This window comes from Paenisporosarcina sp. HGH0030 (assembly GCF_000411295.1).
GTDB lineage: Bacteria > Bacillota > Bacilli > Bacillales_A > Planococcaceae > Paenisporosarcina.
On the sequence record NZ_KE150421.1, the window covers coordinates 2,211,589 to 2,224,276 of the forward strand.

General features: G+C 36.6%; 13 protein-coding genes and 1 riboswitch. Of the genes, 6 read left to right on the top strand and 7 right to left on the bottom strand.

From position 1 onward, the window contains the following. Positions 1 to 947: 947 nt before the first annotated feature. Entirely contained in the window at positions 948 to 1,505 is a 558-nt protein-coding gene (locus HMPREF1210_RS10525; protein ID WP_016428663.1) for a cysteine hydrolase family protein, read from the top strand. A 293-nt stretch (positions 1,506 to 1,798) separates the two neighbouring features. On the opposite strand, the gene HMPREF1210_RS10530 is transcribed toward HMPREF1210_RS10525, so the two are convergent. Both HMPREF1210_RS10530 and HMPREF1210_RS10535 read right to left on the bottom strand, forming a co-directional pair. Next, positions 1,799 to 2,248: an SRPBCC domain-containing protein gene (locus HMPREF1210_RS10530; RefSeq protein WP_016428664.1), complete on the bottom strand. Its 450-nt coding sequence runs from the start codon at positions 2,246 to 2,248 to the stop codon at positions 1,799 to 1,801. A 53-nt stretch (positions 2,249 to 2,301) separates the two neighbouring features. After that, positions 2,302 to 3,303: a S66 peptidase family protein gene (locus HMPREF1210_RS10535; protein ID WP_016428665.1), complete on the bottom strand. Its 1,002-nt coding sequence runs from the start codon at positions 3,301 to 3,303 to the stop codon at positions 2,302 to 2,304. Positions 3,304 to 3,672: 369 nt separating this feature from the next. Between HMPREF1210_RS10535 and HMPREF1210_RS10540 the strand changes: the two genes are divergently transcribed. From HMPREF1210_RS10540 to HMPREF1210_RS10560, 5 genes are all read left to right on the top strand, one after another. Beyond that, entirely contained in the window at positions 3,673 to 4,038 is a 366-nt protein-coding gene (locus tag HMPREF1210_RS10540) for a hypothetical protein (RefSeq protein ID WP_016428666.1), read from the top strand. A gap of 520 nt (positions 4,039 to 4,558) precedes the next feature. Continuing rightward, positions 4,559 to 5,017 (top strand): GNAT family N-acetyltransferase, encoded by a 459-nt coding sequence (locus tag HMPREF1210_RS10545; protein WP_016428667.1) that lies wholly within the window; start codon positions 4,559 to 4,561, stop codon positions 5,015 to 5,017. A 195-nt stretch (positions 5,018 to 5,212) separates the two neighbouring features. Continuing rightward, positions 5,213 to 5,878, top strand: a complete 666-nt coding sequence (locus HMPREF1210_RS10550) for an HAD hydrolase-like protein (RefSeq protein WP_016428668.1) — start codon at positions 5,213 to 5,215, stop codon at positions 5,876 to 5,878. Between the two features lie 178 nt (positions 5,879 to 6,056). Beyond that, positions 6,057 to 6,377, top strand: a complete 321-nt coding sequence (locus tag HMPREF1210_RS10555) for a hypothetical protein (RefSeq protein ID WP_016428669.1) — start codon at positions 6,057 to 6,059, stop codon at positions 6,375 to 6,377. 135 nt (positions 6,378 to 6,512) lie between these two features. Continuing rightward, on the top strand, positions 6,513 to 6,695 hold the full coding sequence (locus tag HMPREF1210_RS10560; protein ID WP_016428670.1) for a hypothetical protein: 183 nt from the start codon (positions 6,513 to 6,515) through the stop codon (positions 6,693 to 6,695). 405 nt (positions 6,696 to 7,100) lie between these two features. Here HMPREF1210_RS10560 and HMPREF1210_RS10565 read toward each other — a convergent pair whose 3' ends face one another. The 5 genes from HMPREF1210_RS10565 to HMPREF1210_RS10585 form a co-directional block, all read right to left on the bottom strand. After that, entirely contained in the window at positions 7,101 to 7,886 is a 786-nt protein-coding gene (locus HMPREF1210_RS10565; RefSeq protein WP_016428671.1) for a YqhG family protein, read from the bottom strand. Positions 7,887 to 7,912: 26 nt separating this feature from the next. Then, positions 7,913 to 9,445 (bottom strand): DEAD/DEAH box helicase, encoded by a 1,533-nt coding sequence (locus tag HMPREF1210_RS10570; RefSeq protein ID WP_016428672.1) that lies wholly within the window; start codon positions 9,443 to 9,445, stop codon positions 7,913 to 7,915. 259 nt (positions 9,446 to 9,704) lie between these two features. After that, complete coding sequence (locus HMPREF1210_RS10575; RefSeq protein WP_016428673.1) at positions 9,705 to 10,445, bottom strand: amino acid ABC transporter ATP-binding protein; 741 nt, start codon at positions 10,443 to 10,445, stop codon at positions 9,705 to 9,707. A gap of 16 nt (positions 10,446 to 10,461) precedes the next feature. Continuing rightward, a complete protein-coding gene (locus tag HMPREF1210_RS10580) occupies positions 10,462 to 11,217 on the bottom strand; it encodes an amino acid ABC transporter permease (protein ID WP_016428674.1) in 756 nt (251 codons plus the stop codon). A 60-nt stretch (positions 11,218 to 11,277) separates the two neighbouring features. Next, on the bottom strand, positions 11,278 to 12,117 hold the full coding sequence (locus HMPREF1210_RS10585; protein WP_036659550.1) for a transporter substrate-binding domain-containing protein: 840 nt from the start codon (positions 12,115 to 12,117) through the stop codon (positions 11,278 to 11,280). A gap of 136 nt (positions 12,118 to 12,253) precedes the next feature. After that, a riboswitch (Lysine riboswitch) is annotated at positions 12,254 to 12,437 on the bottom strand. Between the last annotated feature and the right edge of the window lie 251 nt (positions 12,438 to 12,688).

Below are 12,688 nucleotides of genomic sequence, written 5' to 3' on the forward strand. Positions count from 1 at the left end.
TCATTCCGCTCGACTTGCATGTATTAGGCACGCCGCCAGCGTTCGTCCTGAGCCAGGATCAAACTCTCCATAATAGGTGAGTCGATTAGCTCGACTTTGTTGCTGGCGTCAAATTAATGACGTTTTAAAATGAACAATTAAGTTCAAGTTTCGCTTCCCACACCGAAGTGTGTTCCGCTTTATTGTTGACGTTTTGCTGTTCAGTTTTCAAGGTTCATTTGTTTGCCGTTGTTGTAATGGCAACTTTTATATCTTATCAAATCCTGTTTGCTATGTCAACAAAAAGTTTTGATATTCTTTTTTCACTTTGTCGCTTTCAAATCAGCAACTTTATAAATATATCAGCCTGACTTATAAAAGTCAACACAATACTAAAAGTTTTCTAATCTTATTTCAGAAACTCAATCTCCTAGCTTAATATTATTCAAAAGCATATACTCTGAACTCCTTGAGAGTTAATAACATGTAGCGACTATGATCAATGTGATGCGTAAATAATTAAGCTAGAAAAAACGATAATGAATGTAGACTCACTAACCTGCCTCGTTAGTTCAATAAGAAAAGACCTGTCTTAGTAGCTTACCGATTAGTCGTTAATTTAATAAGAAGGAAGTAAAATTCACACGGGAGGTGATATTGAACTAACATGTCTCGTTGAAGTAGTCCTACTTATATTAGATACTGCCCTTTCATGGGAGTTCAAAAACGAAAAACAGATTGCTTTACACTTTTTCTCGCCTATCGCAATTGTAACTTTATTATTATAGAAGAAACATGATACAATTTAATAGTCTAAAAATTAAAAATATTAATTTATAGACGAATTTTTGCCGAGGAGGATGATAGTATGACAAACAAAAGAAATGTCAGCATGAAAATTTATATGGGGATTACGTCTAACTAATTGTTGTTTAGCGTTTCCCTACATTTTGAAAGGGGAAAATCATTTGAATCAAACACTATTAATCATTGATGCTCAACAAGAATTAATTGATGGGAATCAGAAAGAAAGTGCAGTTTTTAATAAAGCGCAACTTATTAGGAATATCAATAAAGTGATTGAAAAAGCAAGCGAAGCAGATGTCCCAGTTGTGTTTGTAAGAGATCTCGATGTTTCTGAGGGGAAAGGTGAAGGCTTTCAAGTTCACAATGAAATCAATGTACCCACGGATGCAAAAATTTTCGATAAGTCAGCGACGAATTCCTTTCACGGGACCAGTCTTCTGAATCATTTAAGAACTCAACAGATTAAACATGTTGTTATTATGGGCTGTAAAACACAACACTGCATAGATAGTGCAGTCAGAACAGCTACTATCAGTGGCTTGGATATTACATTAGTCGGCGATGGGCATTCAACAAATGATAATGATGTTTTAAGTGCAGAACAAATTATTAAACATCATAATCGTACTCTTCACGGTCATTATAATGTCGAACACTTTTCTGTTGTCAGAAATTCAGATGAAGACTTGTTTAGCCCAACTCATGACTCTTATAGGTAATATTAATTCAAAAAAGCGGCACTTAAAACGTGCCGCTTTTGCTATTGTATGTCAATGGCAGGCATGCTAGTTCAAGAAGCAATTGTAACGAAAGAAAATACCTCTTCAAATCTGGAGAGTAATCAAGAATGAAATGAATCACATCCATGGTTAAGAGAAAATCCCTTTATCGACATCCACGTACCGAATATCAGATAAAATGCTTATGAAACTGCAAACACTATGAGTAAGTAATTTAATCTAGGTTTCATTATTAATTGCCCCTATCAAAAGATGTTTATTGTATTTGAACCTTAAGAACGTTCCATCATACACTTGTCTAGATGTTCAAGAACCATCGGCCAAGCATCTTTATGTCCGTTTCTTGACTCATCATCTATAAAGCCTGCGTGCGTAAGACGAATTTGTGTTCCATCTCCATTTGGCTCTAGCTCTATTGTGACAACGGTTTCCGCGCCCTTTGTTCCTCCATCCCCAGTAACCCAAGTAATTTCGACAAGACGGTCTTGCTCGATCCTTAAAAACCTTCCGTAGTGAGGATGACGTTGACCGTCAAAGGCAGTCTCAAAGAAGAAGGACGTGCTGATTTCTCCCTGCATGATGACGCTTCCTGGTACAGCGAACCAACGATCGATCTGTGTAGTCCACGCTTGGAACAGTACATCGGGCGATGCATCCATTATGCGGTCAACCACTAAATTGAACGGTCTTGTTGAAAGGTCAGGTGTAGTAATAGGCTTCATTATTAAGTCCTCCATCTCTATTTTGAATTGAACGAAAAGCAACGCTAGCTTATCTACTTAATCCATTTCTCCATAATCTTCACTTTTCTATTCGTTGCATCCAGCTCCACGTTTATGCCAATAGGCAAAGTCAGCATCGGATGCGTGTGGCAACAATCAAAATCTGCAAGAATCGGAATGTCCTTGTTCCCCATCACTTCGAGCAAAATATCATATGGAGTTCTTCCAGTACCTTGATCATCAAATAATTCATGTTTCCCCAATAGAATGCCGGAAACTTTTTCAAATACACCATTCAGCTTGAGCAGAGTGAAATTCTTTTCGACGACGGATGCCGTTTTCATCGTGTCCTCTAACAGGATAATATCCCCTTGCTGGATGTCCGGGACATATGGACTTCCCCAAATGCCATACATCGCATTTAAATTACCACCTACTAATCGGCCATGCGCCACACCTTCATTCACACATACCCATTCATTATCCCTCTGTACTTTATCACCCGTTTTAACCTCCCAGTTTAAAGGTTCATCCGTCCAAATTGACGGTGTAGGGATAATATAAGGAAGACTTTGTTCTTCGATTAACATCTCTTTGAAATAATCATATGTAAGGTCAAGAAATGGTTCGAATTCTCCGAAAGAAGGCACCAGAGCAGGTCCATAGAATGTTGGAATTCCTGTTTGGGCATAGATACCGAGCAAGATGGCGGTAGCATCAGAATACCCTATCATGATTTTCGGGTTTTTCTTAAAAGCTTCATAATCAAGGTACGGTAGCAGCGCATTGGAATTGGTACCGCCTATTGTCGACATAATCATCTTAATTTCCGGGTTTCGAATAAGTTCGTTTAATTCGTCGGCTCGCTCCTGGATGGTCCCCGATCTGTAATAATCTTGCTTTCCTGTAAGATTTCCTTCAATAATCTCAAAACCTTTAGATTCTAAAAAGCTTTTTGCCCGCTGAAAGCGTTTCGGTGAAGAATATGTGATGGGTGATGAAGGCGAATAAATACCGATTTTATCCCCTTTTTGCAATCTATTTAATAGTGTCATCAATTCTTGCTCCTTTTAGATCATCATGCGTACTGAGTATCCTATAGTTTTCAATAAAACGAAGTGTCACTTATTTTTCTCTAATCTTCAGTGCCTAACACATCTGTATTTGGAGGTACATAATTCCTGAGGGAGACGTCGCAATCTTACCCTTATGATGAAATTCATGAGTATTTACATGCAACAATAATTTACAACTTGTTCGATTTTGTTTACCCATTCATATTAGTTATAGAAGTTATTCCACATTAAATGTTCAAACACCTTCTTTATAATTGGGAATAAATGGGACATAAGGGTGTGAGCTCTTTTATCTTGTTCTGTGATAAAGTAAGGATTGCAACAGAACAATTGCGGAGGTAATAAAAATTGATTAATTATACGTTTGATGGAACGAAGTCTACTTTTAAGAATGATATGGGTGAAGTAACAATTAAATTTAAAAAAGCAAGCGGAACCCGTGTAGATATACAAGTTGAAATGAAACATTACGCAACCAACACTTTTGCAACATATAAGAAATATATTGCATTGGTAGATAACGGATCTTTGCAGCACTACCCTATTAAAGAATTTACAGTTCAAGGGGTTTCCGTTGGTGAATACAACACGGTAAAAAAATACTTTACGCATATTTTAGGTGAAGATGGCTATAAAGAATTTAAAGAAGTCTTTTTAAATGAATACTCATTGCGCTTAGAAATCGAGTTGAATTGGTTTATTAAACGGACTTAATTAAGTTCTTTTTCTTCCACACAAAAAAGACAGAGGAAACAACTCTTAATCCGTTCAGTTTTCTGGTACAAAAGTTTAAATAACTATGCAATTAATGTCATATAAACATACAAATTAGCATTGCTTTTAGCAGTGCTTTTTTTTTGCTCGATTTTAATAATAAAAAGATTTATAACAAATATATGGAAATATAATAAATAGATATATTGATTAGCAAATTAAAGCAGACCCAGTAAAAACTTTAAAGGCCGAGCCTTGAAAGATTTATTATTAAGCTATTTGGTTGACTAACGGGGCCGGTTAGTTCAAGAAGAACGTAAAATTATTACAAGAAAGAATGGGAAAAAATAGTATAATTAAAAAATCTAAAAATTCATTGATATAATTTTTAGGAAATAGGCGTTAGAGGAGGCGTTCATTATGACAAACAAAAGAATTTTTATTATTAATGACTACAAGGGGATAACGACTAATTAACAAAGTTGTTTAGCGTTGCCCCGAATTTTGAAAGGGGAAAATTATGAGTACAGAAAATGTGAAAATCGTAGAATTAAATGCAGAAAACTGGTACGGCTGTTGTGAATTAGAGGTATCAACAGAACAAAAAGAATACATTGAGCCCAATGCTATATCAATAGCTCAGTCAAAGTTTGAGCCTACATTAAAGCCATATGCTATTTACGCTGAAGAAAAAGTAGTTGGCTTTTTGATGTACAATTCTGTTCAAGAAGAACTTGATGCTTATTGGGTTTATAGAATAATGGTGGATAAGGAATTCCAAGGCAAGGGGATAGGTAAAGCTGCAACTAAGTTAATGATTTCAGAGATGGCTAAATTACCGAACGCCCAAAAAATTGTTGTAGGCTATCACCCTGAAAATTTGGGAGCACATAATTTATACTCGAGTTTGGGATTTATTGATAATGGTGATAGGTTTGGTAAGGAAATGGCAGTTATAAAAAATATAACCGAGAGATAGGTCGATAGAATGTTCAATAAGAAAGGATCATTCTTTGATCCTTTCTTATTGTGCTAACGGGGGCTTTACTTCAATTAGGAGTGAAGCCTTTTTCTTACTTAACTAACAGGGCAGGGTAGTTCAACAAGCGCATGATTTTTTTAAAGATTCTTATGATAAACCTAAGTTGGAATTTGATACAAAGGGGAGTTTAATATGGACAAATACAAAATAATTTTATTTGATTTAGACGGAACGCTTTCAGACCCTAAAGTAGGTATAACAAAGTCTGTTCAATATGCATTGCAGAAAATGCACATTATTGAGTCTGATATTGATAAACTTGAATGTTTCATTGGTCCACCACTTCAAGATTCTTTTGCTGAATACTACAATTTCGATGAGGAAAATACGCAAAAAGCAATTGATTTTTATAGAGAAAGGTTTAGAGAGATGGGGATGTTTGAAAATGAGTTATATTCAAATATATCGTTACTATTGAAATCATTGAAAGACCTAAATTTCACTTTAGTTGTTGCAACATCAAAGCCTACTATATTTTCTGAACAAATACTAATTCATTTTAATATTGACCAATATTTTGACCTTGTTGTCGGAAGTAATCTTGATGGAACAAGAACAGCAAAAACAGAGATTATTCAATACATACTCGATATGTACAATGGGCATAAGCTAGATGACTTTATTATGATCGGTGACAAGAAGCACGATATCATTGGGGCAAATAATAACGGTATTGACTCTATTGGAGTAACTTATGGATATGGTTCATTTGAAGAACTAAGTCATTCAAAACCTACTTATATTGTCAAAAGTGTTGACCAGTTAAAAGACATTTTGATTGGAAGTCAAGTCAAATAAGTGATATTTAGTTCTTGATCTGTGGTGCAGCGTTTTTTTCTGCATGGATGGCTAACGGGGCAGTTTAGGTTAATAATGTACTAATAATATTATAGAAATTATTAGTACCAAGTTTATTATAATTACATCAGACACAATTGTTTAACTATAACCCGTTTAATATGGAGGAAATACTTAAATGAATTCCAAAGCAACAAAAAAATATTTACCTTATGTTTTATCTTACTTTCTTGTTTACCCAAGTAGCATTCCTTTACTCTTAATGCTGACTTTTGCAACAGAGAGCCCTCAAATTTCCGAAAAAACAACAGATATGGTATGGTATATTTTTTCTATTTTCGTAACAATTGTAGGTACTATTGTTTTGAATTTCATTTTTAAAAGAAAAATGAAATTTAGAAGAAATAATAAACAGACTTGGATGATATTTTTTGCCCATTTAATTTTAATTCCTTTTACATATTTATTAGGTATTGAGATTTTGTATTTATTAGACTAACGGCGCAGGTTAGTTCAAAGAGTAGAATCGTTGATTAACGATTGTGTTAATTTAATCTATCTTCCTTATGAAAGCAGACCGAGGTAAACTTACATAAGTACGGCATTTTTTGTTTGAAATAAGGAGTTACTAGCAATGAAAAAAATATTACTTCGATGGTTTATTGTTCTGTCAGCTTTATATACTTTAGGACATTTGCTTTTTGGTTTTGATGAAACTCAGTTGTTGAGAGTTATTACCAGTACAATTGGTGCAATTTTCTGGCTCAGTATTCTTCTCTATATGAATATAAAAGAACGAGAAGAAAAGATTTCTTAATCAACAGTTTTGTTCAACTCTACAATAAATTTCTTCAACTAACGGGTTCTTAGTTTAATAACACTTATAAATATTAGGTGCAAACACTCTGCCTTTTGTCTGGATGTTTTTGCGTTCGGTATTTACATTTACTATCTTTTTTATATTTCCATTCAAGCAATTAACAGACATTTAGCAACACTTTGCTAAAACGGTGAATATAGTATGTATTAATCATTAAAAAAGCCTGTTATATAGGCATTTTAAAAGAGCCCAATTCAATGCGAATTTGGGCTCTTTTTGTATGTTTAATTTAGATTGTGTACCAGATAACTGAACGGGTTAAACAACTCTGCCTTTTTTGTATTAAGTCCATTTACTTTTTGATAACGTCTTGGGAAATAACATTGAGTTAGATTCCAGCATTTATGATTGCATATAGAACAATCCGCCATTTACTACGTCGATGTTAATTCGCGTTTGGTACTGCTCATCCATTGCTTTTTTCTCCATTTCGTAACACTCCGGTTTGTTATCCATCGCTTCATAAAAATGTTCCAGCACTTGCCGGTCCTTTTGCCATCTACTTTTGGCTTCATCCGCCCATGTGTGGTCGTCATGCTGGATAAGGCTTTCGATTGCAGCATCCAATCGCTCTAGTCCTCTTATTGGTTTAATAATATACATTAAGTCAAAGGCATTTTTCGGCATGGTGGAATCCAAATCCAGTTCACTTATCTCTTCCTGAAAACTATGTTTCATTTCCCCTGTCATCAAATTAATACCTAAAGAGTACAGCATTTCCTTCGTCTGATCGCTGTAATACGATACTTTATAGTTCACGCCTAACCATGGAGTTAATATGGGTTGGGAACCTGGATTACCGGATACCCGTTCATACATGTGGACAAATGAACCCAGATCATTAGTTGCTTGAAATATATGATTAAGCCATGGAGAACCAAAGTGCACAACTTCCCCTTTGATGTCTTCCTCCAATTTGTTTTGATCAGTAATCAACGTTATTTGAGCCGGACTCGGAACAATGTTTGTATTTTCGATGTATTGCCAATAATATGGGCGGTTCATGATTTTTTTGTCCATATCGATGGTTAATTGAACAGTGATGTAGTGGTCATGTTCTTTGACGATCTGGCAATTGTTTTCTTTAAAAAACCTCACTAAATATTCGTGGATTTGTTGTGGATACATATGATTCCTCCTCTAGATGTCTCAAATCAAATGGATTGTTTATATGTGGATAAAATACTGTCTAGCTCACCCACTACCTTCTCAAATACATCGATTTTGACATGGAGCAACTCTAAGATATCTTTCTCAATGGTTTGTTCAATTGCCAAGTTGTAAATGTGAACATCATGTTCCTGACCTAACCGGTGAACACGTCCGATGCGCTGTTCCAATTTCATCGGATTCCAAGGTAAATCGTAGTTGATGACATGGTGGCAGAACTGCAGGTTAATCCCTTCTCCACCAGATTCAGTCGCAATCAGCACCTGTGCGTGGTCTTTAAACAATTGCTTCATCCAGTCTCGTTTACTCGCCTTGAACTTCCCATTAAAGATGACACTTGTGATTCCTTTAGAATGTAAATACCATTGTAAATATGCTTGACTGGCTCGGTATTCGGTAAATAAGATGACTTTATCATTTGCCTCGGTAATAATGTCATAAGCTTTTTCAGCTTTTGCATTGACTTCGAGCGTCACCAACTTTTGAATGATTTCTTCTATATAAAGAACCGCCTTTGAATCGGTGCATTTTTGCCGCATCTCGTTTAAGGTCAAATACGTAGCTTCCTTACTGCTGCACATTTCCTTTTGCAGTGTAATCATCGTGAATGCACTCGAAAATTCAGGGGATATATTCTTCAGTTCCAAAATCATTTCATAGACTTCTTTTTCTTGTGGGGTAAACTGAATCGGAATGGTTTGAACACGTCGGTTGGTCCATTCAATTCCTGTGTCCTGTCTTCGGTTTCTGACCATCACTTGATTCACTAATTCTTTTAAGAAGTCATCATTTTCCCAGCTATGTTTACTTGCGGAAAACGCTGCTTGAAACGTCTCATAATCACCGAGATGTCCAGGTTTCAGCAAGGAGATTAAATGAAATAATTCAAATAGATTGTTTTGAATGGGCGTGGCCGTCAGTAACAAACAAAACTTCTTCTTTAAATCTTGAACAAACTCATAGTTTTTTGTTTTATGATTCTTTAATTTGTGTGCTTCATCAATGATGATTAAGTCATAGTCCTGCTCATAGATATGTTCTTTATGTGGGCTCCTTTTAGCCATATCCATGCTCATGACGACGACACTGTAATGATCTAAACCATAGTTCTTTCGATAAGCAATGGCTGGAATATAAAATTTGTGGTTCAACTCTTGCACCCATTGATTGATTAAAGAAGCTGGAGCCAATATTAACGCTTTTTTCACAAGTCCCCTGATGAGGTACTCTTTCATAATTAAACCGGCTTCAATGGTTTTGCCAAGCCCCACTTCATCTGCGAGAATTGCTTTACCATTCATGCGTTCTATCACGGTTTCCGCGACTTCGAGTTGATGCTTCAATGGTGTCAGGTTAGGTAAATATTTAGGAGATTGAAGACCGGTAAATTCGGTAATCAAGTTCGACTTTACTACGTCATAACTCATCTTATATAGCGTCCAGTTATCCCAAGCTTCACGATTTTCCAATCGATTAATGAAGCCTTCTTTCCACTTAGACGACCTTTCAATAATCATAGATATCACCTCATACAACATTTTCTTTCTAATAAGATGTCCAAAAAAGAAATAGCTATGATTTTTATTTGAAAATAAATATAAAAGCCTCAATCAAATCGTGATTTCACATTAAGCGCAACATCAAAATCAAACTCATTTAATATATTCAACGATAAAAATCATAGATTTGCTGCACTTGAGAGACAATAAGAAAAGGGACATCCAGTAATCGGATATCCCTTTTTTGTCATGTAATTATGATTTAGAAAAGATTAATTTACATCTTTTTTAATGTTCGTTTTAAGAATTCTTTTGTACGTTCTTGCGTTGGATTATTGAAAATTTGCTCTGGACTTCCCACTTCACAAATAACACCTTTGTCCATAAATACGACACGGTCTGAAACTTCCTTTGCAAATTCCATCTCATGCGTGACGATTAGCATTGTAAGGCCTGTTTCAGCAAGTTCTTTCATGACTTTAAGAACTTCTCCTACCATCTCAGGATCTAGTGCTGATGTTGGTTCATCAAACAGCATGACGTCTGGTTCCATTGACAGTGCACGTGCAATTGCTACACGCTGTTTTTGTCCACCTGACAAGTGGCTTGGTTTCGCGTTGATATATCGGTCCATTCCAACAACTTTCAGGTATTTCATCGCAATTTTTTCCGCTTCTTCCTTTGAGCGTTTCAAAACTTTTACTTGTCCAATGACACAATTGTTGAGGACATTATGATTGTTGAATAAGTTGAATTGCTGGAAGACCATTCCGAGTTTTGTTCGGTAAGCATGGATATCATGCTTGTTATCCAAAATGTTTTCATTATTATAAATGATTTGTCCGCCGCTCGGTTTTTCCAATAGATTAATGCAACGCAGAAGAGTGGACTTTCCAGATCCCGAAGAACCAATGACACAGACCACTTCCCCTTTATTTACCGAGAAGTCAATGTCGCGCAATACTTCATGGGATCCAAAAGATTTGCTTAGATGCTGTATATCAATAACTGCTTCCATGTGAACTTCTCCTTTCTTATCGGTTACCGTTTTTTGCTGTACCAAGTACATTTTCCGGCATTCCGATCATGCTGTAATTTTTAGGTCCATCCAGTTTCCGTTCCACATATCGAAGGATTAATGTGACGGTGAATGTCATGATGAAATACAGGACACAGGCAACAAAGAACGATTCAAAATACCTGAAGTTATTTCCGGCCACTGATTTCGTTTGGAAAAACAATTCGGTAACGCCAATGACGTTAAGTACAGCCGTATCTTTAATATTGATGACAAATTGATTGCCTGTTGCCGGCAAAATGTTGCGAATGACTTGCGGCAGGACGACATGGATCATCGTCTGGAAATGATTCATGCCGATTGCCTGAGATGCTTCGAATTGGCCTTTATCGACGGACACTATTCCCCCACGGACAATCTCTGCCATGTACGCTCCTGTATTGATCGATACGATGAAGATGGCCGCAGACAATACGTCCATGCTGATGCCAAATGCCAGGGCCGATCCATAAAAGATAACCATGGCTTGCACGATCATTGGCGTGCCGCGGAAAAACTCAACATACACAGATAAAATTGTATTAATAATTTTTAATAGCCATTTTTTAGCCCCTCGTTCAGGCATTGGAACCGTTTTGATGACACCAATCAGCAATCCAATGATTGCCCCAAGAATTGTCCCGATAATGGAAATCAAGAGTGTCATACCTGCTCCACGAATGAACATCGGCCAGTTATTAGATAAAATCGTCATAATCCACTCAGTACTCATTTTTGTCCTCCTTGGAAAACGTAAAACCGGCTGCTATTGCAGCCGGTATCACGTTGTTACTTATTGTGCTGCCGGTTGATTTTTAATTGCGTTATCCATGATTTCCTGGCGTTCTTCATCTGAAATCTCTGCAAGTGCTTCATTAATTTTTTCTGTCAAGTCACTGCCTTTTTGCAATCCGACTGCAGTTGTCGTGTCTTCTACAGAAGTCTCAAAACCATCTGTAAATTCAACCATAGCGAAGTTGTCGTTAGCTGCGGAAGCACTGATTCCTTCTGGGCGTTCCGATACATATCCATCAATCATTCCTGATTCAAGTGCTACACGCATCGCCGGGAAGTTATCCATAGCAGTCTGCTTTTTCACACCTTTGATTTGATCGATCACAGAGTAGTGGAATGTATTTAATTGTGCCGTTACTTTTGCTCCTTTGAAATCATGGATTGAAGCGGCGCCCTCATATTTCCCGCCCTTTTTAACAACCATGACCAACTCTGAAGTATAGTAGTTGTCCGAAAAATCGATTGACTCTTTGCGTTCAGCTGTTGGTGACATGCCAGCAATGATGGCATCGATCTTGCCTGAAACCAATGCTGGAACAAGACCGTCCCATTCCGTTTTGACAATGACCAATTCTTTACCTAGCTTGTCAGCGATTCGTTTTGCAATTTCAACGTCATAGCCACCTGCGTATTCAGCATTTCCGTCAATTCTCACTCCGCCATTTGCATCATCCATTTGAGTCCAGTTGAATGGCGCATATCCTGCTTCCATTCCTACTATGAATGGATCTTTCTTTTCTGATGAACCTGTTTTCTCTGAACTGCTTGTCCCACAAGCTGTTAAAAGCAAAATGGTAGAAAGGAATATCGTTAAAAATATGGCTGATTTTTTTCTCATGACTAGTTCTCCCCTTTTGTTTGATATATGTTTTAAATCGTCTTTATAGACTAAAAAGGCCAACTCCACAAAAAAAAGACCTGAGATGAACTCAGGTCGCAATATGTATAGTTGCCCTAAATCCTCTACTTTTCCCAAATGAGATAGCACACCTCAATAAACCGGGACGTTTATTGAGACAGTCCTGCAGTTCTTAACTACAGACCCAGCAAGTAATACCGAGAAATATTACTCACTTCGGCGACATTTCCTTCTCCCTAGTATCAAAGCTTTCTCAAACTCCTCTAAGGACTGTTAAATATCGCGCCTCTACCTCACCATATAAGTGAGGTTGTATTCAATTGTGTAAATCAGTCTTTCAACAACATCAACAGTCTACAACAACATAAATTATCTGTCAACCAATCTAACAATCTAGTACTTATCCTATTAGCATATGTTGAGTCACCATTTCTTCTATCAAAAGCTAAATGATATATATATTTCCATTATGCTATCGTTGTCACCAAAATGGTTTGCCTGCTACTTAACGATTTAATAGATTTCCTGACCCATACTAACATGTATTTCT